Annotated in this window: 25 protein-coding genes; 4 read left to right on the top strand and 21 right to left on the bottom strand. The window is 60.1% G+C overall.

The features are described from left to right. Positions 1-5 precede the first annotated feature (5 nt). Positions 6-758 (top strand): cell division protein ZapD, encoded by a 753-nt coding sequence (gene zapD, locus ACJ8QF_RS18510; RefSeq protein ID WP_004932732.1) that lies wholly within the window; start codon positions 6-8, stop codon positions 756-758. 51 nt (positions 759-809) lie between these two features. Next, positions 810-1,001: a DNA gyrase inhibitor YacG gene (yacG, locus tag ACJ8QF_RS18515; RefSeq protein WP_004932737.1), complete on the top strand. Its 192-nt coding sequence runs from the start codon at positions 810-812 to the stop codon at positions 999-1,001. A 39-nt stretch (positions 1,002-1,040) separates the two neighbouring features. Here yacG and mutT read toward each other — a convergent pair whose 3' ends face one another. The 3 genes from mutT to secM all read right to left on the bottom strand — a co-directional run bounded on the left by mutT (position 1,041) and on the right by secM (position 4,847). Beyond that, positions 1,041-1,445 (bottom strand): 8-oxo-dGTP diphosphatase MutT, encoded by a 405-nt coding sequence (gene mutT, locus ACJ8QF_RS18520; protein ID WP_442537747.1) that lies wholly within the window; start codon positions 1,443-1,445, stop codon positions 1,041-1,043. Positions 1,446-1,525: 80 nt separating this feature from the next. After that, entirely contained in the window at positions 1,526-4,234 is a 2,709-nt protein-coding gene (gene secA, locus ACJ8QF_RS18525) for a preprotein translocase subunit SecA (RefSeq protein WP_004932741.1), read from the bottom strand. An 82-nt stretch (positions 4,235-4,316) separates the two neighbouring features. Next, positions 4,317-4,847 (bottom strand): secA translation cis-regulator SecM, encoded by a 531-nt coding sequence (secM, locus tag ACJ8QF_RS18530; protein ID WP_004932747.1) that lies wholly within the window; start codon positions 4,845-4,847, stop codon positions 4,317-4,319. 26 nt (positions 4,848-4,873) lie between these two features. Here secM and ACJ8QF_RS18535 point away from each other — a divergent pair, with 26 nt between their 5' ends. Beyond that, entirely contained in the window at positions 4,874-5,389 is a 516-nt protein-coding gene (locus ACJ8QF_RS18535) for a DUF721 domain-containing protein (RefSeq protein ID WP_004932751.1), read from the top strand. A gap of 104 nt (positions 5,390-5,493) precedes the next feature. On the opposite strand, the gene lpxC is transcribed toward ACJ8QF_RS18535, so the two are convergent. The 16 genes from lpxC to mraZ form a co-directional block, all read right to left on the bottom strand. Continuing rightward, positions 5,494-6,411: a UDP-3-O-acyl-N-acetylglucosamine deacetylase gene (lpxC, locus tag ACJ8QF_RS18540; protein ID WP_004932754.1), complete on the bottom strand. Its 918-nt coding sequence runs from the start codon at positions 6,409-6,411 to the stop codon at positions 5,494-5,496. Positions 6,412-6,514: 103 nt separating this feature from the next. Further along, positions 6,515-7,669, bottom strand: a complete 1,155-nt coding sequence (gene ftsZ / locus ACJ8QF_RS18545) for a cell division protein FtsZ (RefSeq protein ID WP_004932757.1) — start codon at positions 7,667-7,669, stop codon at positions 6,515-6,517. A gap of 74 nt (positions 7,670-7,743) precedes the next feature. After that, positions 7,744-9,000, bottom strand: a complete 1,257-nt coding sequence (gene ftsA / locus ACJ8QF_RS18550; protein ID WP_004932758.1) for a cell division protein FtsA — start codon at positions 8,998-9,000, stop codon at positions 7,744-7,746. Beyond that, the gene (gene ftsQ, locus ACJ8QF_RS18555; protein WP_004932761.1) at positions 8,997-9,848 is read right to left on the bottom strand and encodes a cell division protein FtsQ; all 852 of its coding nucleotides are present in this window, start codon (positions 9,846-9,848) and stop codon (positions 8,997-8,999) included. The genes ftsA and ftsQ overlap by 4 nt, the downstream gene beginning before the upstream one ends. 1 nt (position 9,849) lies before the next feature. Next, entirely contained in the window at positions 9,850-10,770 is a 921-nt protein-coding gene (locus ACJ8QF_RS18560; RefSeq protein WP_442537748.1) for a D-alanine--D-alanine ligase, read from the bottom strand. Continuing rightward, complete coding sequence (gene murC / locus ACJ8QF_RS18565) at positions 10,763-12,238, bottom strand: UDP-N-acetylmuramate--L-alanine ligase (RefSeq protein WP_028127852.1); 1,476 nt, start codon at positions 12,236-12,238, stop codon at positions 10,763-10,765. Before murC ends, ACJ8QF_RS18560 begins: the two co-directional genes overlap by 8 nt. Positions 12,239-12,322: 84 nt before the next feature. Beyond that, a complete protein-coding gene (gene murG, locus ACJ8QF_RS18570; RefSeq protein WP_265261610.1) occupies positions 12,323-13,387 on the bottom strand; it encodes an undecaprenyldiphospho-muramoylpentapeptide beta-N-acetylglucosaminyltransferase in 1,065 nt (354 codons plus the stop codon). A 3-nt stretch (positions 13,388-13,390) separates the two neighbouring features. Further along, entirely contained in the window at positions 13,391-14,593 is a 1,203-nt protein-coding gene (gene ftsW, locus ACJ8QF_RS18575; protein ID WP_004932776.1) for a cell division protein FtsW, read from the bottom strand. After that, positions 14,590-15,909, bottom strand: a complete 1,320-nt coding sequence (gene murD, locus ACJ8QF_RS18580) for a UDP-N-acetylmuramoyl-L-alanine--D-glutamate ligase (protein ID WP_033641855.1) — start codon at positions 15,907-15,909, stop codon at positions 14,590-14,592. Before murD ends, ftsW begins: the two co-directional genes overlap by 4 nt. Positions 15,910-15,911: 2 nt before the next feature. Beyond that, the gene (gene mraY / locus ACJ8QF_RS18585) at positions 15,912-16,994 is read right to left on the bottom strand and encodes a phospho-N-acetylmuramoyl-pentapeptide-transferase (protein ID WP_004932782.1); all 1,083 of its coding nucleotides are present in this window, start codon (positions 16,992-16,994) and stop codon (positions 15,912-15,914) included. Then, complete coding sequence (murF, locus tag ACJ8QF_RS18590; protein WP_280630928.1) at positions 16,988-18,349, bottom strand: UDP-N-acetylmuramoyl-tripeptide--D-alanyl-D-alanine ligase; 1,362 nt, start codon at positions 18,347-18,349, stop codon at positions 16,988-16,990. Before murF ends, mraY begins: the two co-directional genes overlap by 7 nt. Then, complete coding sequence (gene murE / locus ACJ8QF_RS18595; RefSeq protein ID WP_442537749.1) at positions 18,346-19,833, bottom strand: UDP-N-acetylmuramoyl-L-alanyl-D-glutamate--2,6-diaminopimelate ligase; 1,488 nt, start codon at positions 19,831-19,833, stop codon at positions 18,346-18,348. The genes murF and murE overlap by 4 nt, the downstream gene beginning before the upstream one ends. Then, positions 19,820-21,583: a peptidoglycan glycosyltransferase FtsI gene (locus ACJ8QF_RS18600; protein ID WP_004932790.1), complete on the bottom strand. Its 1,764-nt coding sequence runs from the start codon at positions 21,581-21,583 to the stop codon at positions 19,820-19,822. The genes murE and ACJ8QF_RS18600 overlap by 14 nt, the downstream gene beginning before the upstream one ends. Positions 21,584-21,625: 42 nt before the next feature. Further along, positions 21,626-21,946 (bottom strand): cell division protein FtsL, encoded by a 321-nt coding sequence (gene ftsL / locus ACJ8QF_RS18605; protein WP_015376645.1) that lies wholly within the window; start codon positions 21,944-21,946, stop codon positions 21,626-21,628. Then, on the bottom strand, positions 21,943-22,884 hold the full coding sequence (gene rsmH / locus ACJ8QF_RS18610; RefSeq protein WP_442537750.1) for a 16S rRNA (cytosine(1402)-N(4))-methyltransferase RsmH: 942 nt from the start codon (positions 22,882-22,884) through the stop codon (positions 21,943-21,945). Before rsmH ends, ftsL begins: the two co-directional genes overlap by 4 nt. 2 nt (positions 22,885-22,886) lie before the next feature. After that, complete coding sequence (gene mraZ / locus ACJ8QF_RS18615; protein WP_004932796.1) at positions 22,887-23,345, bottom strand: division/cell wall cluster transcriptional repressor MraZ; 459 nt, start codon at positions 23,343-23,345, stop codon at positions 22,887-22,889. Between the two features lie 862 nt (positions 23,346-24,207). Here mraZ and ACJ8QF_RS18620 point away from each other — a divergent pair. Further along, entirely contained in the window at positions 24,208-24,648 is a 441-nt protein-coding gene (locus ACJ8QF_RS18620) for an L-alanine exporter AlaE (protein WP_004932798.1), read from the top strand. A 37-nt stretch (positions 24,649-24,685) separates the two neighbouring features. Here the strand turns inward: ACJ8QF_RS18620 and cra are convergent, their stop codons facing one another. Continuing rightward, positions 24,686-25,690, bottom strand: a complete 1,005-nt coding sequence (gene cra, locus ACJ8QF_RS18625; protein WP_004932801.1) for a catabolite repressor/activator — start codon at positions 25,688-25,690, stop codon at positions 24,686-24,688. Between the two features lie 217 nt (positions 25,691-25,907). After that, positions 25,908-26,399 carry an acetolactate synthase small subunit gene (gene ilvN / locus ACJ8QF_RS18630; RefSeq protein ID WP_004932806.1) on the bottom strand — a complete coding sequence of 164 codons (492 nt, stop codon included), beginning with the start codon at positions 26,397-26,399 and terminating at the stop codon, positions 25,908-25,910.

Here is a 26,399-nt window from a genome sequence, read left to right on the forward strand (position 1 = left end):
ACTGCATGAGTGATGTTTCCCCAACCGTTCTCTTTGAACACCCGCTGAACGAGAAGATGCGCACCTGGCTGCGCATCGAATTCCTGCTGCAACAGCTGCACGGCCAACGCGCCCTGAGTGAAACCGCCATCGCCCTCACCTTCTTTCGCACCGTCTCCGACTTGCTGGACGTGCTGGAGCGCGGCGAAGTGCGCACCGAACTGCTCAAAGAGCTGGAGCGCCAGCAGCAGAAACTGTTGGCCTGGGCCGATGTGCCGGGCGTGGATATGGCGCTGATCGACCAGCTGCGCGGCCAGCTGAAGTCGCGCTCATCGGCACTGATGGCGGCGCCGCGCCTCGGCCAGGCGCTGCGCGAAGATCGGCTGATCGGCCTGGTGCGTCAGCGGCTGAACATTCCTGGCGGTTGCTGCAGCTTCGATCTGCCGACCCTGCATATGTGGATGCACGCGCCGCAGCAGGATCGCGATGCCGACGTCGCCGCCTGGCTGCAGTCGCTGGATCCGCTGAACCAGGCGCTGATCATGGTGTTGGATCTGATCCGCCAATCCGGGCCGTTCCGCAATCAAATCAGCCTGAACGGTTTTTTCCAGGACAACGCCGAAGGGGCGGATCTGCTGCGCCTGCGCCTCCATCTGGCGCCGCAGCTTTATCCGCAGATTTCCGGCCATAAGACGCGTTATGCTATTCGTTTCCTGCCGCTGGACAGTGAACATGGCGCGGTGCCTGAACGCCTGACGTTCGAACTGGCCTGTTGTTGAACTTATGAAAGAAAGCCTTCTCAGTATTGTCAGAAGGCGTAAGGAACCGTTATGACGACCGTAGTAAAATGCCCAACCTGTGGCACCGGCGTGGTTTGGGGTGAAGTCAGCCCATTCCGGCCGTTTTGCAGCAAACGCTGCCAGCTGATCGATCTCGGCGAGTGGGCCGATGAAGAGAAGCGCATTCCGAGCAACAGCGATCTGTCGGAAAGCGAAGACTGGAGCGAAATGGACGATCGCTGATCGCCCGCTGTTGGCCTGGCGGACGCCAGGCCAAACTGGTTATTGCGCGGCGTTCGCCTGTGCCACCAGCAGCTGAATAATGCCGACGTTGGCTTCCGGGAACTCGTCTTCACGCAGGTCCGCCTGTTTTACCCAGCGCATCGGTTGCCCCTCGCGGCCGAACGGCTCACCCGCCCAGGCTTCTACCAGATAAAAATTCAGCGTCACGATGCGATCGCTGAAGCTGTGCTCCACCACCTCCAGCAGTTCGGCGCGTTCGGCTTCGATACCGGTCTCTTCACGCAGTTCACGGCCCAGCGCCTGTTCAGGCGTTTCACCCTGTTCGATCTTACCGCCGGGAAACTCCCAAAAGCCGGCCATGTGCGCATCGGCGGCGCGGCGGGTAATAAAGATCTCCTGTTGAGCATTGCGGATAATGCCCACGGCGATATTCAGATGTTTCATCTCACCCTCCTGATGGGTGCCAAAAAACAGGGGCTCAGCAAGCTGAACCCCTGGGTGTTATCGGTTAACCGCGGCCGGCATTACTGCAGGCGGCCGTGGCACTGCTTGTATTTCTTGCCGGAACCGCATGGGCAAGGATCGTTGCGCCCCACTTTACGCTCGGCGGTCGCCGGCGCGTTCGGATCTTCAGTCACCAGCGCGTTCTCGTCGTGGTGGCTCAGCTGTTGCTGCTGCGCCAGACGCTCGGCCTCTTCACGGCGCTGCTGTTCCAGCGCTTCCACCTCTTCCGGCATCCGCACCTGTACCTTGCTCAGCACGCTGATCACTTCATATTTCAGCGATTCCAGCATGGTGGCGAACATGTTGAAGGATTCACGCTTGTACTCCTGCTTCGGATCCTTCTGCGCGTAACCGCGCAGGTGGATACCCTGACGCAGGTAGTCCATCGCCGCCAGATGCTCTTTCCACAGGGAATCCAGCGTCTGCAGCATCACGCCCTTCTCGAAGTTGCGCATCATCTCGCTGCCGACCACTTCTTCCTTACGCTGATACTGCTCTTTGGCGTTCTCCAGAATGCGTTCGCGCAGCGTCTCTTCGTGCAGCTCCGGCTCTTTGTCCAGCCACTGGGCGATCGGCATCTCCAGATCGAAGTCGTTCTTCAGGCGCTCTTCCAGCCCCTGAATATCCCACTCTTCTTCCAGCGACTGCGGCGTGATGTAGTTGTCGATGGTGCTCTTGAACACGTCCTCGCGGATGCTGGCGATGGTTTCGCTCACGTCGGACACGTCCAGCAATTCGTTGCGTTGGCTGTAGATGGCGCGGCGCTGATCGTTGGCGACGTCATCGTACTCCAGCAGTTGCTTACGGATGTCGAAGTTGCGGCTCTCTACCTTACGCTGGGCATTGGCGATCGCCTTGGTCACCCACGGGTGCTCAATGGCTTCGCCTTCTTTCATGCCCAGTTTACGCATCATGCCGGATACGCGATCCGAGGCGAAGATACGCATCAGGGCATCTTCCATCGACAGATAGAAGCGGGATGAACCGGCGTCGCCCTGACGACCGGAACGGCCGCGCAGCTGGTTATCGATACGGCGCGATTCATGGCGCTCGGTGCCGATGATATGCAGGCCGCCCGCCGCCAGCACCGCGTCGTGGCGCTCTTTCCAGGCGGCTTTGATGGCTTCGATCTGCTCTTCGGTCGGCGCTTCCAGCAGCGCCACTTCGGCCTGCCAGCTGCCGCCCAGCACGATATCGGTACCACGACCCGCCATGTTGGTGGCGATGGTTACCGCACCGCTCTGGCCGGCCTGGGCGACGATGTCCGCTTCCATGGCGTGGAATTTGGCGTTCAGCACCTTGTGGTCGATGCCCGCTTTGGTCAGCTCACGGGACACCACTTCGGATTTCTCGATTGAGATGGTACCCACCAGCACCGGTTGGCCTTTGGCGGTACGCTCGCGAATGTCCTCGATGATGGCGCCGATCTTCTCTTTCTCGGTCATGTACACCAGATCCGGCATGTCCTTACGGATCATCGGACGGTTGGTTGGCACCACGATGGTGTCCAGCTTGTAGATCGAGCTGAATTCGAAGGCTTCGGTATCGGCGGTACCGGTCATCCCGGCCAGCTTCTCGTACAGACGGAAGTAGTTCTGGAAGGTGATCGAAGCCAGCGTCTGGTTCTCGTTCTGGATCTCCACGCCTTCTTTGGCTTCCACCGCCTGGTGCAGACCGTCGGACCAGCGGCGGCCCTGCATGGTACGGCCGGTGTGCTCATCGACGATGATCACTTCGCCGTCTTTCACGATGTAGTCAACGTCGCGGGTGAACAGCACGTGGGCGCGCAGCGCGGCGGTAACGTGGTGCATCAGCATGATGTTGGTCGGCGAGTACAGCGATTCGCCTTCATCCATGATGCCGGCTTCCACCAGCATCTCTTCAATCAGGATCAGACCGCGTTCGGTCAGGTGTACCTGACGCGCCTTCTCGTCCACCGAGAAGTGCCCTTCACCCTTGAAGGTGTCGGAGTCTTCTTTTTCCTGGCGGATCAGTTTAGGGATCAGCTTGTTGACCTTGATGTACATCTCGGAGCTGTCTTCGGCCGGGCCGGAGATGATCAGCGGCGTACGCGCTTCATCGATCAGGATGGAGTCCACCTCATCCACCAGCGCATAGTGCAGTTTGCGCTGCACGCGCTCTTCCGGGCTGAACGCCATGTTGTCGCGCAGGTAGTCGAAGCCGTATTCGTTGTTGGTGCCGTAGGTGATGTCGGCGGCGTAAGCTTCACGCTTGGCCGGCGCCGGCATGCCCGGCAGGTTGATGCCGATGCTCAGGCCGAGGAACTCGAACAGCGGGCGGTTGTTTTCGGCGTCGCGCTGCGCCAGATAGTCGTTGACGGTCACGACGTGCACGCCGCGGCCGCTCAGGGCGTTCAGGTAGGCCGGCAGCGTCGCGGTCAGGGTTTTACCTTCACCGGTACGCATCTCGGCGATGCAGCGGTCGTTCAGCACCATGCCGCCCAGCAGCTGCACGTCGAAGTGACGCATGCCGAACACGCGCTTGCTCGCCTCGCGCACCACGGCGAAGGCTTCCGGGATCAGGCTTTCCAGCGACTCGCCTTTTTCCAGGCGTGCGCGGAACTCGTTGGTTTTCGCTTTCAGCTCGTCATCGGACAGTTTTTCCATGTCCGGTTCCATGCGGTTGATCTGCTCAACCACTTTGCGCATGCGGCGCAGGGTACGATCATTACGGCTGCCAAAAACTTTTGTTAATAATTTCACTAACATGATGTTTGATATCTCTGTCATGACGGCCGAAGGCGGCAGTCAACTTGCTATTATTTATGGTTTTTGTGCCCTAAGGGCGGAGTCAGACGAGAACGACGGGCCCGGCGCGAATGCCCTGCACCTGAGCCACCCACAGGCCGGTCTGGTGCCGCGCCAGCGTTGGCAGCACCTCGAGGTGGGTGTGGCGAATGATGGTCGGCGGCTTCGGCTCATGCGTCAGCAGCGCGTTGAGGGTAGACAGCAGCGCCAGTTGCGCTACCTGCAAAGGCGGTTCCGCTTCGGCTTCGCTCTCCTGTACCCGCGCATAAACCGCCTGCGGCGCCAGCGCGAAAGAGAGGTGACGAATGACGGTGCGCAGTGCATGCTGCTGCCAATAATCTACGCTGAAGGTAGGGCGGCGGTGCGCGTCCTGCAGCAGGGCCAGGCTGTTGAAGGTGCCGTTGGCCGAATTTTGCCGGTTAAGGCTGGACGACGTATTCGGCAGTGCGGCCTGATCGGGAGCGCCGGACAAATTGGAAGACGCGCCAAGCGTGGCCGCAACCATCCCTAACAGGAGATGGGGCCAGAAATAACGTCTGCCAAATTGTCGCCAACGATTTAGAATACCGATCACGAGTTTATAATCCGCCGGAGCCCATTATGCGCGATAGCCGTCCACAATTATTAGATGTCCTGTTCGACGACGCGTCTGCCGGCAGCAAAGGGCCGCTGCATAACGTCCAGCAACGCGCGGTGGCGCTGCTCAAGCTTAACCGTGCAGTGAAGGGCCTGTTGCCCGCACCCCTGCATCCCTGGTGCCGCGTCGCGAATTTCCGACAGGGTATTTTAGTGCTCGAAACGGCAAATGCCAGTTGGATGATGCGCTTGCGCTACGAACAACCCGCTTTGCTGTCTGCACTACGAGCGCAAATTCTACCATCATTGTCGTCGATCGACATCAGGATTAATCCGGCCTTGATGGCGAAAGGCAGCAACCAGGTGCAAAACGCCGAAAAAGCGCCGGAAAAACCCGTGCCGATGCGGCATTTGAGTCTGGAAAGTGCGGAAGAGCTGAGAGGATTGGCGAGTCGTAGCCCGGAGAAACTGCGCAAGATATTGGAACGGCTGGCTGCATTGGCCGGAGAGGGTACCAACACAACCAGTCGTGATAAGTAATCAGCGACACAACTGCAAAACATCAGACGGCATCACGAGCCTGAATTCTCAGGCTCTCAGAGGATGCGCCTGCCGTTATTTGCAGCAGGCGAGGAATTCAGACCTTACGCCAATACGGTAGACGGTGCCTTGAATGCCAACGGCATTTCGGCTTCGTCCTGGAAGGTCACGTATTCCCACGCTTCCTGCTTGGCCAGCACGGCCTGCAGCAGTTTGTTGTTCAGCGCGTGCCCAGACTTGAACGCGGTGAACGCGCCAATAATGTTGTGGCCGCACATGAACAGGTCGCCGATGGCGTCCAGCATTTTGTGACGTACGAACTCGTCTTCGAAACGCAGACCGTCTTCGTTCAGCACGCGGTAGTCATCTACCACAATGGCGCAATCGAAGCTGCCGCCCAGGGCCAAGCCGCGGGACTGCAGATATTCGATATCGCGCATGAACCCGAAGGTGCGCGCGCGGCTGATTTGACGCACGAACGACTCAGCCGAGAAATCAAGACGGTAGCGCTGAGAACTGGCGTCGATAGCCGGGTGGTTGAAGTCGATGGTGAAGTCCAGGCGGAACCCGTTATGCGGGGACAGCTCGGCCCATTTGTCGCCATCTTCAACACGCACGGTCTCTTTCAGACGCAGGAATTTCTTCGCCGAGTTCAGTTCTTCGATGCCGGCATCCAGCAGCAAGAACACGAACGGACTGGCGCTGCCGTCCATGATTGGGATTTCAGCGGCGTCGACTTCGATGACGATATTGTCGATGCCCAGCCCAGCCAGCGCGGCGTTGAGGTGCTCAACGGTCGAAATACGCACGTCATGCTCATTCACCAGGCAAGTACAGAGCATGGTATCACGCACGGATTTTGCATCAGCCGGAAAATCAACCGGTGGATTCAAGTCAGTGCGACGATAGATGACCCCGGTATTAGCCGGCGCTGGGCGCATTGTCAGCGTGACTTTCTTGCCGGTATGCAAACCGACGCCAGTCGCCTGAACAATACGTTTTAATGTCCTTTGTTTGATCATCGTTTTATCTCGCAATGTTATCCATCCTACCAGCCAAGCATACAGCATGGCCGGCGGGACAGTTTAGCACAAAGAGCGGAGATTCCAAATTCTCAGGATATTCTTAGTCTGCCTGTTTACGCAGGAAGGCTGGAATATCAAGATAGTCGGGCTCTTTATTCGGCTGCGCAGCTTGGTCGTTGACCACCTTGGCGGCAGGTTTCACTTCCTGCGGCAGAGGCGACATGCCGTGCTGCTGATAACGGTGATCCATCACTGGCTGGCTGGCCTGCTTATTGGTCACCAGAGTGATTTCAGGACGCTTGTCCATACCGATACCGGTTGCAACCACGGTAACGCGCAGTTCGTCGTTCATTTCCGGATCCAGCGAGGTACCGATAACCACGGTAGCGTTGTCGGAAGCGAACGCACGGATGGTGTTACCCACAGTTTCGAACTCATCCAGACGCAGATCGAAGCCAGCGGTAATGTTGACCAGCACGCCGCGCGCGCCGGACAGGTCGATGTCTTCCAGCAGCGGGCTGGAGATCGCCATTTCGGCCGCTTCTTCGGCGCGGTCTTCACCGCAAGCCACGCCGGAACCCATCATCGCGTAGCCCATTTCGGACATCACGGTGCGCACGTCGGCGAAGTCGACGTTCATCAGGCCCGGACGGGTGATCAGCTCGGCGATACCCTGCACCGCGCCTTTCAGCACGTCGTTGGCCGCGCCGAACGCGTCCAGCAGAGAGATGCCGCGCCCCAGAACTTTCAACAGCTTGTCGTTCGGGATGGTGATCAGCGAGTCCACGTGTTTGGACAGTTCAGCGATACCCTGCTCCGCGAATGCCATGCGCTTCTTGCCTTCGAAGTTGAAAGGCTTGGTCACCACGGCCACGGTCAGAATACCCAAATCTTTAGCCACTTCAGCCACCACTGGCGCCGCACCGGTACCGGTACCGCCGCCCATGCCGGCTGCGATGAAGACCATGTCTGCGCCGTCCAGCGCTGCGCGCAGGGCTTCGCGGTCTTCTTCCGCTGAATTGCGACCCACCTCAGGGTTCGCGCCCGCACCCAGACCTTTGGTAATACCACTACCAATCTGGATGGTTTGGCCAACCGCCGTTTTGCGGAGCGCCTGGGCGTCCGTGTTCACAGCGAAGAATTCAACACCTTCGATGCGCTCGCGCACCATGTGTTCAACGGCGTTGCCACCGCCGCCGCCGACGCCGATGACTTTAATCACCGCGTCATTGGTTAGTTCCATTGGTTCAAACATAGTTTCTCTCCGTTTTGTGCCTGTCGCTGCGAGATCATAAAAAGATTACTCAGCATGATCTCTTTGTTGAAACATTAAAACTCTTTTCTCAGCCAGCTATTGATGCGTTTAAACCAATTGCCCACCGAGGCGCGTTTTTCTACTTCTGTCTCACCGCTCAGGTGAGACTCTTTTCCATAGTGCAGCAGACCTACCGCCGTCGAGTAGTAAGGCTCCTGCGCATAATCCGTCAGACCCGTGATGTTCAAGGGTTGGCCGATGCGTACCTGAGTGTGGAACACCCGTTGCGCACAGGCTGCCAGGCCATCAATCTGGGCGGCGCCACCGGTCAGCACGATACCTGCCGCCAGATGATGCTTCACCCCTTGCTGACGCAGTTGCTCCTGCAATTGCAAAATTTCATCGTTAACCAGATTCAACAGTTCGGTGTAGCGTGGCTCAATGACTTCAGCCAGCGTCTGTCTTTGCAGACTGCGCGGAGGACGTCCCCCGACGCTAGGCACCTCTACATTCTCATCCTTGCTAACAATCGACCCAAGCGCACAACCGTGTCGAACTTTAATCGCTTCCGCGTCGGTCGGCGGCGTGCCGAAGGCGTAGGCGATATCGCTGGTGACCACGTTCCCGGCATAAGGGATCACTTTGGTGTGGCGCAGCGCACCGCCGGTATACACCGCCATATCCATGGTGCCGCCGCCGATATCCACCACGCAAACGCCGAGTTCGCGTTCATCTTCGGTCAGCACCGCGTAGCTCGCGGCCAGACCGGCGAAAATAAGTTGGTCAACTTTCAGGCCGCAACGTTCCACGGCCTTGACGATGTTCTTCGCCATATCGTTATGGCAGGTAATCAGATGCACCTTGGCCTGCATGCGCACGCCGGACAGCCCAACCGGGTTTTTGATGCCTTCCTGATAATCGATGGCGTATTCCTGAGGAATCACGTGCAGGATACGGTGTTCGTCGCGCACGCGCACCGATTTGGCGGTGTGCACCACATTCTCCACGTCGTCCTGCGTCACTTCCTCTTCCGAGATCGGCACCATGCCGATTTCGTTCTGACAGCTGATGTGTTTGCCCGACAGCGCCAGGTACACCGAAGAGATCTGGCAGTCCGCCATCAGCTCGGCCTGATCGATGGCGCGCTGTACGCACTTCACCACCGATTCCAGGTCGTTTACGCCACCCTTATCCATACCGCGAGACGGGCAGCTGCCCACCCCGATAATGTTGACCATGCCATCGGGCAGAACTTCCCCTACCAACGCGGAGACTTTTGCAGTACCGATCTCCAGTCCAACTACCAGTTTTCTGTCCGTCGACTTGATCATTGTTGTTTTGCCTGTGCCTGATTCTGTTGCTGATTACTGTTTTGCTGACCGCCAAGCGCCTGCGGATCGACCAACACCGGAGCCCACCCTACCGAAGCGCCGGACTCGTAGCGCAGATCGACATAGCTGACACGCTTGCTCTCCGCCTGGCCCTGCTGCTGCAATACCGGGTAAAGCTCGATAAACCGCTGCAAACGCCCGTTGCGGTCATCGCGCCCCAGCTCAAGCCGGACATCGTTGTCCAGCGCCAGCTGCCAGGAATGGCGCGCGGTCATCGCCGCCATTTTCAGCGTATATTTGCTGGCCGCCAACGTGGCGCTCATCGCCCGATAGCCTTCCAGCACATCCTGCTCGCTCCCTTCCGGCCCGTAGAGCAGCGGCAACTTCTGCTTGCCCGCCCGCTCCGCCGGTACGCTGAACGCTTTGCCCTCGGCGTCCACCATGTGCAAATCGTTCCAGCGCGCCACCGGGACGTACTCCACCAGATGGATCTTCAGCTCATCCGGCCATTGTTTGCGCACGCTGGCCTGCTTGATCCACGGCAGACGTTCGATCTGCTGCTGGATGACGTCCACATCCTGCGTCATAAAGGTGCCGGGTGCGCCCAGCGCCAGGATCGCCTGACGAATATCATCGTTGGTGGTGTAATGGCGTTCGCCGGTCACCACCAGCCTTGAGAGTGGCAGGCGGCTGGCGTCTTTCATCCAGCCAAGCACCGCCCAACCGCTCCACACGACCGTTCCCAACACCATCAGCAGGAAAATCATTCCCGCCAACTGGGTTCCATTGCTGCGGCGCGGGCCGTTATCCACCTCGCGATCGCGCGCATTCAGGGCAGCTTGCGACATATCAGTCGGCCAACTCCAAAATTCTCGCCACCAACTGCGAGAAGCTTAATCCAAACTGGCGCGCCGCCATCGGCACCAGGCTATGACTGGTCATGCCCGGAGAGGTGTTCACCTCAAGCAGATAGAAGCGGCCATCGCTGTCTTGCATCACGTCGACGCGGCCCCAGCCGCTGCAGTCCAGACCGCGGTAGGCGCGCAGCGCCAACGCCGCCATCTCGGCTTCCTGCTCGGCGCTCAAACCGCTCGGGCAGAAGTACTGCGTATCGTCCGAAATGTACTTGGCCTGATAGTCGTAAAACACGCCGGCCGGCTGGATGCGGATCGATGGCAGCACCTGGTCGCCCAGCATCGCCACGGTGTATTCCGGGCCGCTCAACCACTTCTCCACCAGCACATCGTCGTCATGGCGGAAGGCCTCTTCCAACGCCGCTTCCAACGCAGCGCTTTCGGTGACCTTGCTCATACCGACGCTGGAGCCTTCACGGCTCGGCTTGACGATCAGCGGCAAACCGAGATCAGCCACGCGCGCCAGCAGCGCCGCTTTTTCGGCGCCGAGGTACAGCTGGCGATTCAGCGCCACGTAAGGCGCTACCGGCAAACCCATCGACTGCCACACCATCTTGGTGCGCCATTTGTCCATGGTCAGCGCCGAGGCCATTACGCCGCTGCCGGTATAAGGCAGCTCGAGGAACTCCAGCAGCCCCTGCAGGGTGCCGTCCTCGCCGCCGCGCCCGTGCAGCGCGATAAACACTTTGGTGAACCCTTGATCTTTCAGCTGGGTCGCCGGGAAATCGCGGGTATCGACGCCGTGCGCATCGATACCGGCTTCGCGCAGCCCGGCCAGCACCGCGGCGCCGGACTGCAGAGAAACGTCACGTTCAGCGGAGGTGCCGCCCAGCAGAACTGCAACTTTATCAGCCATGGTGCTCCTCCTCTTTCTTCGGCGGCTGCAGCTTCAGCTCAGCCAGTTTACGGGCGATTTTGCCCACGTTGCCGGCGCCTTGCACCAGCACCAAATCTTCATCCTGCAGCAGCTGCGCCAGGGTTTCCGGCACGCTATCGGCATCGGAAACCAGAATCGGATCCAGCTTGCCGCGGCTGCGGATGGTGCGGCACAGCGAACGGCTGTCCGCGCCCGGGATCGGCGCTTCGCCGGCGGCGTACACGTCAAGCATCAGCAACACATCCACCTGCGACAGCACGTTGGCGAAATCGTCGTACAGATCGCGGGTGCGCGTATAACGGTGCGGCTGGAAGATCATCACCAGACGCTTGTCCGGCCAGCCGGCGCGCGCCGCTTTCAGCGTGGCGTCCACCTCAGTCGGATGGTGGCCGTAATCGTCCACCAGCATCGCGCTGCCCGCTTTGCCGTTGACCGGTTCCAGCGGGAACTCGCCGAGGAAATCGAAGCGGCGCCCGGTGCCCTGGAAGCCCGCCAGCGCGCGCAGAATATCTTCGTCGTCGATGCCTTCTTCGGTCGCTACCGCCACCGCCGCCGCAGCGTTCAACGCATTGTGGCGGCCCGGCGCGTTCAGCGTCACCGTCAGCAACGGCTTGTCCTGACGGCTCAGGGTAAAGTGCCCCTGCGGCCCAATCTGCCGGTAGTCTTCGATGCGCACATCGGCATCCTCACTGAAGCCGTAGGTGGTGATATGGCGACCCACGCGCGGCAACAGCTCACGCACCACCGGATCGTCAATGCACATCACCGCACGGCCGTAGAACGGCAGGTTGTGCAAGAAATTGATAAACGTCTGCTTCAGGTTCTCGAAGTCGCCCTGGTAGGTGTCCATGTGGTCGGCTTCAATGTTGGTGACCACGGCCACCATCGGCTGCAGATGCAGGAACGACGCATCGCTCTCATCCGCTTCCGCGATCAGATAACGGCTGGACCCCAGTCGTGCGTGGGTGCCCGCCGCCTTCACCAGCCCGCCGTTGACGAAGGTCGGGTCCAGGCGGGCTTCGGCATAAATGCTCGAGACCATCGCCGTGGTGGTGGTTTTGCCGTGCGTGCCGGCAATAGCGATGCCGTGACGAAAACGCATCAGCTCCGCCAGCATTTCAGCGCGGCGGATCACCGGGATGCGCGCTTCACGAGCGGCGACGATCTCCGGGTTGTCGGCGGAGATGGCGGTAGAGACCACAACCACGCTCGCATCCAGCACGTTTTCCGGACGGTGATTGAAATAAATCGTCGCTCCGAGCGCGCTCAACTGTTGGGTCACCGGATTCGGCGCCAGGTCGGAGCCGCTGATCTGATAACCTTCGTTTGCCAACACTTCGGCGATACCACCCATGCCGGCGCCACCGATGCCGACAAAGTGAATGTGCCGGACGCGACGCATCTCGGGCACGATAGTACGTAGTTTCGCCAGTTGTTGTGTATTCATCACTCTCTCTAATCCGGACCCGGTACCCCGGCCCTACATCACATTGCTTTTATTCAGGTTCGGCGCACCGAACCCCTGCACTCGTTACTTGGCGAGCCGCACCAGCTCCGCCGCCACGCGCTCGGTGGCGTCCGGAATGGCGACCGCACGCGCTTTCTCGGCCATGGCCAGCAGCGTCTTGCGATCCCAGCTCGCCAGCAGTTCGGCCACCACATCGGCGTTAAACTGCGGCTGTTCGATAATCTTCGCCGCGCCGGCTTGTTCCAGCGGACGCGCATTCCAGTACTGCTGACGATCCTTATGCATGAACGGCACGAAGATCGCCGGCAGCCCCGCCGCCGCGATTTCGCTGACGGTCAACGCGCCGGAGCGGCAGACCACCACGTCGGCCCAGGCATAGGCGGCGGCCATGTCGTCGATGAACTCGGCCACCTTGTGCTGCGTCTGCCCTACCCTTTCGTAGTCGCGCAGCACCGTTTCCAGTGCGCCCTTGCCAACCTGATGCCAGAGCGTAATTCTATCGCCCAAACGCGCCGCGACTTCAGGAACTGTCTGATTCAGCACGCGCGCGCCCTGACTTCCGCCAATCACCAACACGCGGATCGGGCCTTCGCGCCCTTGCAACCGTTCCGTCGGCAACGGCAGCGCCAACACGTCGGTGCGCACCGGGTTGCCCACCACCTCGGCGTTCGGGAACGCGCCGGGGAAGGCCTGCATCACTTTGGCGGCGATGCGCGCCAGCCAGCGGTTGGTCAAGCCAGCGATGCCGTTCTGCTCGTGCAGCACCACCGGGATGCCGCACTGCCAGGCCGCCAGGCCGCCGGGGCCGGAAACGTAGCCCCCCATCCCCAGCACCACATCCGGCTGATAGCTGCGCATGATGGCTTTCGCCTGCCGCACCGCCTGCCAGATCCGCAGCGGCGCCGTCAACTGGGCCTTCAGGCCCTTGCCGCGCAGGCCGGAGATGCGGATAAAATCAATCTCGATCCCGTGCTTCGGCACCAGATCGGCTTCCATTCGGTCTGCGGTTCCGAGCCAGCGCACCTGCCAGCCCTGCGCCATCAGATGATGCGCGACCGCCAGCCCCGGGAACACATGCCCACCGGTACCGCCTGCCATCACCATTAAACGCTTAGGTTTCCCGCTCATCCCTTACCTCTTCACAAACGCCTGAGCCTTGGTCAGGCGCGTTTCATAATCAATTCGCAGCAACAGCACGATCGCCGTCGACATAATCAGCAGGCTCGAGCCGCCGTAACTGATCAGCGGCAGCGTCAGACCTTTGGTCGGCAGCATGCCTGCGGCGGCGCCGACGTTAACCAGCGCCTGGAAGCTGAACCATACGCCGATCGCGCAGGCCAGGAAGCCGGAGAAGCGTTGGTCGATCTCCAGCGCGCGGCGCCCGATGGACATCGCGCGAAAAGCGACGAAGAATACCATTAACAGGGCTAAAACCACACCGATATAGCCCAGTTCTTCACCCAAAATGGAGAAGATGAAGTCGGTGTGCGCTTCCGGCAAATACTCCAGTTTCTGCACCGAGTTGCCGAGCCCCTGCCCCCAGAACTCGCCGCGGCCGAATGCCATCAGCGACTGGGTCAGCTGGTAGCCGCTGCCGAACGGGTCGGCCCACGGGTTCCAGAACGAGGTCACGCGGCGCATACGGTAGGGTTCCGCGATGATCAGCAGCACCACGGCGAACACGCCGGAACCGATGATCGCCAGGAACTGCCACATTTTCGCGCCGGCCAGGAACAGCATCGCCAGCGTGGTGATGAACAGCACCACCACGGTGCCGAGATCCGGCTGCGCCAGCAGCAGCACCGCCAGCACCACCATCACGCCCATCGGCTTACAAAAGCCCCAGAAGTTGCTGCGCACCTCTTCCACCTTGCGCACCAGATAGCTCGCCAGATAGCAGAACAGCGACAGCTTGGACAGCTCCGCCGGCTGAATACGCAGCGGGCCGAGCGCGATCCAGCGCGAGGCCCCGTTTACCGAGCTCCCCACCACCAGGACGATCAGCAGCATCACGATCGACATCAGCAGCATCACGTTGCTGTAGCGCTGCCAAACTTCCATCGGGATGCGCAGCGTCACCAGCGACAGGCCGAACGCCAGGCCGAGGTACAACGCATCACGCTTGGCGAACAGGAACGGATCGTCCGCCAGGCGTTGGCCGATCGGCATCGACGCCGAAGTCACCATCACGAAGCCGATGATCGCCAACCCGAAGGTCAGCCACAGCAGGGTGCGATCGTACAGCACCATGTTGACCGCGTCGTTGTCACGCGCGCCGGTCACCCAGTCTTTCATCCGTTCTGTCAGCCCGAAGTTCGGCAAGCGTAGTTTCATCCGCCAAGCTCCTGCGCCAGGCGGGCGAACTCATCGCCGCGCACTTCAAAATTACGGAACTGATCGAGACTGGCGCAGGCCGGCGACAACAGCACCATATCGCCGGGCTGTACGCGGCCGGCGATGGTGCGCATCGCCTGCTCCATGGTCTCGGTCAGCGTCGCCACTTCCGGCCGCAGCTGCGCCAGCTGGGCGCCGTCGCGGCCAAAGCAATACAGACGCACGTTGTCGCCCTGCAGATAGCGCGCCAGCGGCGAGAAATCGGCGGATTTGCCGTCGCCGCCCAGCAGCAGATGCAGCGTGCCGTCCACCTGCAGGCCGTTCAGCGCCGCTTCGGTGCTGCCGACGTTGGTGGCTTTGGAATCGTTGATCCAACGCACGCCGTTGTTCTCCCAGGCCAGCTGGAAACGATGCGCCAGGCCGGTAAAGGTGGTCAGCGCCTTCAGGCTGGAGGCTCGCGGGATATTGACCGCATCCGCCAACGCCAGCGCCGCCAGGGCGTTGGTGTAATTGTGGCGGCCGGTCAGCTTCATCTCGCGCGTATTCAGCACCTTCTCACCGCGCACCCGCAGCCAGGTTTCGCCCTGCTGACGATTCAGGTGATAATCGCCCACGTCCGCCCCGAAGCTGACGCAGCGCTCGTCGGCGCCGCGCACCGGCATGGTCAGCGCATCGTCCGCGTTCACCACGCACACCGCGGCGTTTTCATACACGCGCAGCTTGGCGCCGCGATACTGCTGCAGGCCAAATGGATAACGATCCATATGATCTTCGGTCACGTTTAGGATGGTCGCCGCCGCCGCTCGCAGGCTATACGTCGTTTCCAGCTGGAAGCTGGACAGCTCCAGCACGTACAGCTGACATTCCTGACGCAACAGGCTCAGCGCCGGCAGGCCGATATTGCCGCCCACGCCTACCGCCCAACCGGCGGCTTTCGCCATTTCGCCCACCAGGGTGGTGACGGTGCTCTTGCCGTTGGAGCCGGTGATCGCCACGATCGGCGCCTGCGCCTCGCGGCAGAACAGTTCGACGTCGCCGACGATTTCCACGCCTGCGTCCGCTGCGGCGCTCAATGCCGGGGTCGCCAACGCGACGCCCGGACTGGCGACGATCAGATCCGCCGCCAGCAGCCAGTCCTGATTCAAATCGCCCAAATGGCGCTCCACGCTTTCAGGCAGTTTGTCCAACCCTGGCGGCGCGATACGGGTATCCATCACGCGCGGCGTTACGCCGCGCGCCATGAAGAAATCGACACAGGACAGGCCGGTGAGGCCCAACCCGATGATGACGACTTTTCTACCCTGATAGTCTGCCATGATTAACGCACCTTCAGCGTTGCCAGGCCAATCAGCACCAGCATCAGCGAAATGATCCAGAAGCGCACGATCACGCGCGGCTCCGGCCAGCCTTTCAATTCATAGTGGTGGTGAATCGGCGCCATGCGGAAAATGCGTTGTCCGCGCAGCTTGAACGATCCCACCTGCAGGATCACCGACAGCGTCTCTACCACGAATACGCCGCCCATGATCACCAACAAGAACTCCTGGCGCAGCAGCACCGCGATGGTGCCCAGCGCGCCGCCCAGCGCCAGCGAACCGACGTCGCCCATAAATACCTGAGCCGGGTAGGTGTTGAACCACAGGAACCCAAGGCCGGCGCCGACGATGGCGGTGCAGACGATCACCAACTCACCGGCATGACGCAGATACGGAATATGCAGGTAGTTGGCGAAGTTCATGTTACCGGTCGCCCAGGCCACCAGCGCGAAACCGGCCGCCACGAATACCGTCGGCATAATCGCCAGGCCGTCCAGGCCGTCGGTCAGGTTGACCGCGTTGCTGGTGCCGACGATGACGAAATAGGCCAGCAGGATGTACAGCAAGCCCAGCTGCGGCATCACGTCCTTAAAGAACGGCACAACCAGCTCGGTGGCTGGCGTGTCTTTTCCTACGGCGTACATGGCGAATGCGACAATCAGCGCAATCACCGACTGCCAGAAATACTTCCAGCGGGCGATCAGCCCTTTGGTGTCCTTACGCACCACCTTGCGGTAGTCGTCGACGAAACCGACGATGCCGTAACCCACCAGTACAAACAGCACGCACCAGACATACGGGTTGGACGGGTAGGCCCACATCAGCACCGAAATGGTGATGGAGGTCAGGATCATGATGCCGCCCATGGTCGGCGTGCCGCGCTTGCTGAAGTGCGACTCGGGGCCGTCGTTGCGCACCACCTGCCCGAAGGACATTTCTTGCAGACGCTTGATCACCCGCGGGCCCATCCACAACGACAGGAACAGCGCGGTCAGCAGGCTGACAATGGCTCGGAACGTCAGATAAGAAAAGACGTTGAAGCCTGAGTAATACTTGACCAAATGCTCGGCCAGCCAAACTAACATGGTGCTTTCTCCTGTAACGCGCGTACTACCTGCTCCATTGCGGCACTACGTGAACCTTTGATTAACACGGTGATGACCGCATGTTCCGACAGTAATTCCGCCACGCGCGCGATCACTGCTGTCTTGTCCTGATAATGTTCGCCATTGCCGGAAGCCTCGCTCAGCACGCGGCTCAACCCGCCGACGCTGATCACTTTATCGACCCCGGCCTGGCGGGCGGCTTCACCCACCTGACGGTGGCACTCTTCCGCTTCTGCGCCCAGCTCAGCCATATCGCCGACCACCATCACGCGGTAGCCCGGCATCTCCGCCAGCACCTGCGCCGCCGCGGTCATCGACCCGACGTTGGCGTTGTAGCTGTCGTCCAGCAGCAGCTTGCCTTCGGCCAGCGCCACCGGGAACAAACGCCCCGGCACCGCCTGCAATTGTTTTAACCCCTGACGCACCGCTTCCAGGGTGGCGCCTACCGACATCGCCAGCGCCGTGGCCGCCAACGCGTTGGCCACGTTGTGGCGCCCCGGCAGCGGCAGCGCGATCTCGGCGCTGCCGAACGGGCTGTGCAGCGTAAACTGCGTACCTGCGCCGTTCACCCGCACCTCGTCCGCAAAGAAGTCCACGCCTTCGGCAGCCTGCGGCGAGAAGCGCCAGACGGTTTTGCCGCCCAGCATGCTCTGCCAGTGCGGCCAGTCGTTGTTATCGGCGTTGATGATCGCCACGCCGTCGGCCGGCAGGCCGGTAAAGATTTCACCTTTCGCCTGGGCGACGCCGGCCAGCGAGCCGAAACCTTCCAGGTGCGCGGCCGCCAGGTTGTTCACCAAAGCGGTCTGCGGACTCGTCAATGCGGTGGTGTATGCAATTTCGCCAATGTGGTTAGCGCCCAGCTCTATCACGGCAAAATCATGCTGCGGCGCCAGACGCAACAGCGTCAGCGGCACGCCGATGTCATTATTGAAGTTGCCGGCGGTATACAGCACTTCGCCGCATTCGCGCAGAATGGCGGCGGTCATTTCTTTCACCGAGGTCTTGCCCGAGGAGCCGGTCAGCGCTACCACGCGCGCCGGCACCTGTTGACGCACCCAGGCGCCAAGCTGGCCCAGCGCCAGACGGGTGTCTTGCACCACCAGCTGCGGCGCGTCCACTGATAAGCGCTTACTGACCAGCAGCGCCCCGGCGCCTGCGGCTACGGCATCCGCCGCGAAGTCGTGCGCGTCGAAACGCTCGCCTTTCAGCGCCACAAACAGGCAACCGGCGGTCACCTTGCGGGTGTCTGTCGTCACCTCGACAATTTGGCAATCGGCGCCCACCAGTTCAGCGCTCAATACCTCAGCCAGTGTCTGAAGAGAGACAGGGATCATGCCAGCACCCCCAGCAGCCGTGCAACCGTCGTGCGGTCGGAGTAATCCAGGCGGCGGTTGCCCACCAGTTGATAATCTTCGTGGCCTTTGCCCGCCACCAGCACCACATCCTGCTCCTGCGCCTGCATGATGGCGCTGGTCACCGCTTCGGCGCGGCCGTGGATCACCAGCGCCTGCCCGGCGTCCAGCAATCCGGTCAGGATGTCGTTGATGATCGCGCGCGGCTCTTCGGTACGCGGGTTGTCATCGGTGATCACCACGCGATCGGCGAACTGCTCGGCGATGCCGCCCATCAGCGGACGCTTGCCCTTGTCGCGATCGCCGCCGCAACCGAACACACACCACAGCTGCCCCTGGCAGTGCAGGCGCGCGGCTTCCAGCGCTTTCTCCAGCGCATCCGGCGTGTGGGCGTAATCCACCACTACCGTCGGTTTGCCCGGCGCGTTGAACACTTCCATGCGGCCGCAGACCGGCTGCAGACGGCTGCCGGTTTCCACCAGCGCCTCCAGCGGGTAGCCCAACGACAGCAGCGTCGCCAATGCCAACAGCAGGTTGCTGACGTTGAACGCGCCCATCAGGCGGCTTTCGATCTCGCCGTCGCCCCAGCTGGAGCTGAAACGAATAGTCGCGCCGTTGTCGTGATAGTCGACCGCCGTGGTTTTCAGCCAGCGGCCGTGGCAGCCCGGCTGCAGGTTGTCCTGCATCGTCACCGCTACCGCATCCGGCAATTTGCCGAGCCAGCGCTGACCGACTTCATCGTCGGCGTTGATGATCGCCTGCCCCACGTTGTGGGCGGCGAACAGCGACCATTTGGCCGCTTCGTAATTGGCCATATCACCGTGGTAATCCAGGTGATCTCGGCTCAGGTTGGTGAAGACCGCGGCAGCGAACGGCAGCGCCGCTACCCGGTGCTGCACCAAACCGTGGGAAGAAACTTCCATGGCGGCGAAGGTCGCGCCCTGTTCCGCCAACTCGTTTAATACGTGTTGAACATCCACCGCGGAACCGGTGGTATTCTCGGTCGGACACACCTGGCCCAGCAGGCCGTTGCCGACGGTGCCCATCACCGCGCTGGTTTCGCCCAGCAGTTGGCTCCACTGCGCCAACAGCTGCGTGGTGGTGGTTTTGCCGTTGGTGCCGGTCACGCCGACCAGGCGCAAGCGCTCGCCCGGCTGATGGTAAAAACGCCCGGCCAGCGCGGAAAGGCGCTGGTTCAGTTGGCTCAGGTAGATCACCGGCACGCCGTGCATCTCAACGATGGCGCCGTCTTCGGCCTGACCGTCAGCCTCGGCGATCACAGCGGCGACGCCCTGCGCGATGGCCTGCGGAATATAGCGGCGCCCATCCGTTTGATGGCCGACCACGGCGACAAACAGATCCCCGGCAGCCGCCACACGGCTGTCTAATGTCATTTCCCGCAGCGCGCGCCCGGGTGCCGTCGGCACCCACGGGGCGAGTAAGTCGCGCAAATTACGATCTGCCACCTGAACCCTCTTTCTTGTTAATCACTAATTCGCTTTTGTCACCGGTGGGCAACGCGTCAGGCTCGACGTTCATGGTGCGCAAGACGCCGCCCATGATGGCGCCGAACACCGGCGCGGAGATTGCGCCACCATAGTATTTCCCACCCTGCGGGTCGTTGATGACGACCACCAGGGCAAAACGGGGGTTACTTGCCGGCGCGACGCCGGCGGTATAAGCGATGTATCGGTTGACGTATTTGCCGTCCGGGCCCACTTTTTTCGCGGTACCGGTTTTGATGGCGATACGGTATCCCTTGATGGCGGCTTTCACGCCGCCGCCGCCCGGCAAGGCCACGCTTTCCATCATGTGCACCACGGTGCGCACCAGAGGTTCAGGGAAAACGCGTTCGCCGGCGACCGGAGGGTCAACCTTGGTGATCGACAATGGGCGATACACGCCCAGACTGCCGATCGTTGCATAGACTCGCGCCAACTGTAACGGAGTTACCATCAGCCCGTAGCCGAAAGAGAAGGTGGCCCTCTCTATGTCAGACCACCGTTGTTTTTTTGGGTATATGCCACTGCTTTCTCCGACCAGCCCCAAATTGGTCGCTTTTCCCAGCCCAAAACGAGAGTAAGTATCTACTAACGCTGAGGACGGCATCGCTAACGCCAGCTTTGAAACACCGACGTTACTCGACTTCTGCAAGATCCCGGTCAATGACAGCTCCGAGTACCGCGCCACGTCTTTGATCTCGTGGCCCTGAATGCGGTACGGGATGGTGTTCAGCACGCTGTTTTCTCTCACCACGCCGTTTTGCAGCGCGGTCATCACCACCATTGGCTTCACGGTTGAACCGGGTTCAAAAATATCGGTGATGGCGCGGTTACGCATGGTTTCTTTCGGCGTACCGGCCATGTTGTTCGGGTTGTAAGACGGGCTGTTGGCCATCGCCAGCACTTCGCCGGTGTTCACGTCGATCAGCACCGCAGTGCCCGATTCGGCCTTGTTGAACGCCACCGCATTGTTCAGCTCGCGATACACCAGCGCCTGCAGGCGCTCATCGACGCTCAGCACCAGGTTGTGCGCCGCCTGGCTGTCGACGGAGGAGATGTCTTCGATCACCCGGCCGAAGCGATCCTTACGCACCGTTCTCTCGCCCGGTTGCCCGGTCAGCCAGCGGTCGAAGCTCTTCTCGACGCCTTCGATGCCTTGCCCGTCGATGTTGGTCACGCCGATGATGTGCGACGTCACCTGCCCCGCCGGATAGTAACGGCGCGACTCCTGCCGCAGGTAGATCCCCGGCAGCTTGAGTTTGTGGATGTAGTCGCCGATCGCCGGGTTAACCTGGCGCGCCAGATAAACGAAGCGCCCTTTCGGGTTGGCGTTGATGCGGTTGGAAAGCTGGTCCAGCGGGATGTTCAGCGCATCGGAAAGCGCTTTCCAGCGGCTGTCCAGCGTGATGCCGCCGCGCTCGTTCAGCTCTTTCGGATCGGCCCACACCGCATTGACCGGCACGCTGACCGCCAACGGGCGGCCGGCGCGATCGCTGATCATGCCGCGCGCGGTCGGCACTTCCTGCACGCGCAGCGAACGCATGTCGCCTTCTTTCACCAGACGATCGGGGTTGATGACCTGCAGGTACGCGACGCGCAACATCAGGCCAACCATCGCCAGCAAAATGCAGCCGCACAGCAACGCAAAACGCCAGCTGACAAAGCTGGCCTGATCTTCCTGGCGTCTCAACTTACCGGGGCGCGCTGCTTTCATGCGTTTCCTTTCTACTCCGTGTCATTATTCCGGTTAAACCATTCATTGTTTAACGATGATATTTTCCTGCGATGGATCAACGTGTTGCATCTGCAGTTTTTCTGTCGCGATACGTTCAACCCGGCTGTGATCGCCGAGGGCGTTCTCTTCTAAAATCAGGTTACGCCACTCGATATCCAGCGCATCGCGCTCCAGAACCAGCTGTTCGCGCTCGGCGGTCAGCAGGCGGGTGCGGTGCGCGGTAGTCACCACGAAAATCGCGGAGACCAGTGACGCAATCAGTAAAATCAGGGGGATCTTGGCGTTGCGCAGCAGATCGCCGCCAATGACCCCAACCAGACCGTGACGTTCGTTGCCGATCACGCGGGCATCCTCTCAGCAATACGCAGCACCGAGCTGCGCGCACGCGGGTTGTCCGCCACTTCCGCTTCCGACGGCATCATTTTGCCCAGCGCTTTCAGCGTCCGGCCGCCCATGCCGCGCAGCTGCTCTTCGGTCAACGGAATGCCAGCCGGCACCTGGGCGCCGCGGCTGTGGTGACGCATAAAACGTTTGACGATGCGGTCTTCCAGCGAGTGGAAGCTGATGATCGACAAACGGCCCTGCGGGGCCAGCACTTCCAGCGCGCCGTCGAGCGCACGCTCGATCTCTTCCAGCTCGCTGTTGATATAGATGCGGATCGCCTGGAAGCTGCGCGTCGCCGGGTGTTTGTGCTTTTCCCGGAACGGACTGGCATCGGCGATCAGATCCGCCAGCTCTTTGGTGCGCGTCATCGGCTCCACGCGGTTTCTTTCGACGATGGCGCGCGCGATGCGCTTGGCGAAACGCTCTTCGCCGAAGGTTTTCAGCACCCAGGCGATGTCGTCCGCTTCGGCCTTCATCAGCCATTCCGCGGCGGACAGGCCGGTGGACGGATCCATGCGCATGTCCAGCGGGCCATCGCGCATAAAGGAGAACCCGCGCTCCGCGTCGTCAAGCTGCGGCGAGGAAACGCCCAGGTCGAGCAGAACGCCGTCGATCTTGCCCAACAGCTCGCGCTCCCGCACATAGTGCGACAACTCGGAAAATGGGCCGTGTACGATGGTAAAACGAGGATCTTCAATAGATTTGGCGGCTGCAATCGCCTGAGGGTCACGGTCAATCGCCAGCAAGCGCCCTTCCGGCCCCAGCTGGGACAGAATCAGACGAGAATGGCCACCGCGACCAAAAGTACCGTCGATATATATGCCGTTACTGCGGATGTTGAGGCCATTGACGGCTTCGTCCAGCAGGACGGTGGTGTGTTTATAGTTTTCCAACATGCTTATAGCGACAAGTCCTGTAGCCGCTCAGACAACGGTTCCTGAGTCGACTGTTCAGCGTCAATATCATCCTTGACTTGTTGATACCAGGTCTGTTCATCCCACAGTTCAAACTTGTTGAACTGACCGACCAGCATCACTTCTTTCGTGAGCCCGGCGTGTTGCCGCAGCGTACTGGCTAACAGCAAACGACCGGCACTATCCATCTGACACTCACTGGCATGCCCCAACAGCAGGCGCTGAACGCGGCGCTCGGCGGGATTCATGCTCGACAGACGTGATAATTTTTGTTCAATAATTTCCCATTCGGGCAAAGGATAAAGCAGCAGACAGGGCTGATGGAGGTCAATGGTACAGACCATTTGGCCTTGCGATTCCTCGTTGAGCAATTCCCGATATCGGGTAGGTACGGCGAGCCGCCCTTTGCTGTCGAGGTTGACCATCGTCGCTCCACGGAACATTCCTGAGCTACCCCTTAGTGACCGTTTTCACCACTTTACCCCACAAATTCCCACACAATGGAGTTTACGGAGGGTATGAAAACCTTGTCAAGCCAGAGCGCCAGCGCTTTGGCAATATTTCTCTGGTCATTTTGGGAGCTGACTCGCGAAAGAAACTCTGATTATTCGACGATTAAAAATTAACACCATGATAAACGGAGAGAATTTTCTAAGCGGAAAGAATCTGATTAAAAACCTGACGAACTGGCGATTAATTAACTCATTACTTCCTTCTGCAAGCCATGTCTCATTTTTCAGCTCGGCAATCTCAGTGCGGTAACCGCTGGCGAGCCGCGCCCGCCAAGGCTCGGCGCCAGGCGAACCGATCGCGGAATAAGGCCATAACTCCTTGAGTTAATAACGCTCAATCGTTATTCACCGTAAAACCGGGCGCTATTTTACTTCAATTTGCACCGCCGTGATGAGGCCGCGATAAAAATAAATGGTTCGGATATTACGAGCAGAAGTAATTTCGATTCAAATCAACTTGGTAAGATTATTCCCAAAATACCTGTTTACAATTATGGTTTCATTTTCTTACACCTTTATTTCCACAATTTTTGCCGGAAAAAATCCCCTTCAAAAACGAAAAATCGCAACCTTATGTTTTTAATCGATTTATTTAAAAACACCGATTTTAATCTCTCCGCCCCATCCTACGCCCCTGTTCTGCGGGACAAAAAGCGAACAAATGTTAAAAATAAAAATTTAAACCTAGTTAAAAAACACAATCCAGATTAGTACACTATAAAAAAGGCAAAAAACCAGCCTTAACATCCAACAATGAGTGATTTAACAGAATTTTAACTAGAAGGGGTGACACATGCTTTCGCCCGCTACTCACTGGCGTAGCGCCGCTGCCGATACGTTCGCACTGGTGGTGTATTGCTTTATCGCCGGCATGGCGATAGAAGTGTTGATCTCAGGCATGAGCTTCCAGCAATCCCTCTCTTCACGCCTGTTGTCGATCCCGGTCAACATCCTGATCGCCTGGCCTTACGGCCGCTATCGCGATCTGTTTATCCGCACGGCGCGCCGCTGCCCGCGCGGCCAGTTCCTGCTGCGCAACCTCGCCGATCTGCTGGCCTACGTCAGCTTCCAGTCGCCGGTTTATGCCGCCATTCTATGGAGCGTAGGCGCCGACGGCCAACAAATGCTGGCGGCGGTAACCAGCAATGCGCTGGTCTCCATGGCGATGGGCGTGGTGTATGGCTATTTCCTGGAATACTGCCGGCGGCTGTTCCGGGTGGCGGATTACGTCTAAACCAGGAGCCCGCCAATGTGGGCCCCTGTCAGGCAAACTACTTGCGGCTCAGGCTGCCGCGGCGGAACAGATTGCGGCGAATGCGCGTCAGCCCCGGCTTGGGTTTACGCGGTTCGTCCAGGCTGGCCAGCACCAGCTCCAGCACGCGCTCGGCCACGTCGCGATGGCGCTGCGCTACCGCCAATACCGGGCACTCCAGGAAATCCAACAGTTCATGATCGCCGAAGGTGGCAATCGCCAGATCGGTCGGCAAGCGGCCACGTTGCTTCAGCGTCACGTCCATCACGCCCTGCAATAAAGAGAACGACGTGGTAAACAGCGCCTGCGGCATCGGGTGCGTTTTCAGCCATTCGGCAAACAGCGCGCCGGCGGCTTCGCGTTCATAGCTGTTGGCGTACAGGTAATCGACGTGGCGGGGATCCTCTTGCCAGGCCTGACGGAAGCCCTGCTCACGCAGGAAGCTCACCGAAAGCTCCGGCAAGGCGCCCAGATACAGCACCGATTCAGCCGGGAAGGTGCGCAGCTCCTGCGCCAGCGCAAAGGCATCTTCCTGATCGGCGCCCACAACGCTGATGAAATGCTCGCGATCCAGCGCGCGGTCCAGCGCGATGATCGGCAGCGGATCGTTGGCCCAGCGTTGATAGAAAGGATGTTCCGGCGGCAAGGCGGTGGAGACGATAATGGCATCCACCTGACGCTGCAACAGGTGCTCGATACAGCGCATTTCGTTGTCCGGCTGATCTTCGGAACAGGCGATCAGCAATTGGTAACCCCGCTGGCGCGCCTGGCGCTCCAGGTAGTTGGCGATGCGGGTATAGCTGGTATTTTCCAGATCCGGGATCACCAGGCCGATAGAACGGGTGCGCCCGGCGCGCAGCCCCGCCGCGACGGCATTCGGGTGATAGTTATGCTCCCTGACCACGGCCATCACTTTCTCGACGGTTTTATCGCTGACACGATACTGCTTCGCCTTGCCGTTGATGACATAACTGGCCGTCGTGCGCGAAACGCCCGCGAGACGCGCGATTTCATCCAGTTTCACATTAACCCCTTAATGACGCTGAAAATAGAAGTGAAGGCTGTGCTCGGATTAACCATGGCATCCCGTACGGTTATTCAATCCAGCCTCTGCGATCTAACAGCAGAAAACACTGCCTAGCAACCGCTTTTGCCGAAAGGTGCCAGCAATCGGGCAAAAAATACCGAAAAACAAAGGGCGCAGCCACGCCGCGCCCCGATTATTCGCCGCCAGACCGCGCTCAGCGCATGATTTTGTCGCCGCGCGACACGCCGACCACGCCGGAACGCGCCACTTCCACGATCTCCGCCACTTCACGCACCGCGCTCAGGAAGGCGTCGAGCTTGTCGCTGGTGCCGGCCAGCTGCACCGTATACAGCGTCGCCGTCACATCAACAATCTGGCCGCGGAAAATGTCGGCGCAGCGCTTCACCTCTTCACGGCCGTAGCCGCTGGCCTGCAGCTTCACCAGCATGATCTCGCGCTCGACGTGGGCGCCCTGCACCAGCTCGCTGACGCGCAGCACGTCCACCAGCTTGTGCAACTGCTTCTCAATCTGCTCCAGCACTTTCTCGTCGCCGACGGTCTGGATAGTCATGCGCGACAGCGTCGGATCGTCGGTCGGCGCCACAGTCAGGCTCTCGATGTTGTAACCGCGCTGGGAGAACAGCCCCACCACGCGCGACAGGGCGCCGGATTCGTTTTCCAGCAAGACAGATAAAATACGGCGCAT

Source organism: Serratia sp. CY81684, assembly GCF_052166595.1.
Classification (GTDB): domain Bacteria; phylum Pseudomonadota; class Gammaproteobacteria; order Enterobacterales; family Enterobacteriaceae; genus Serratia; species Serratia nematodiphila.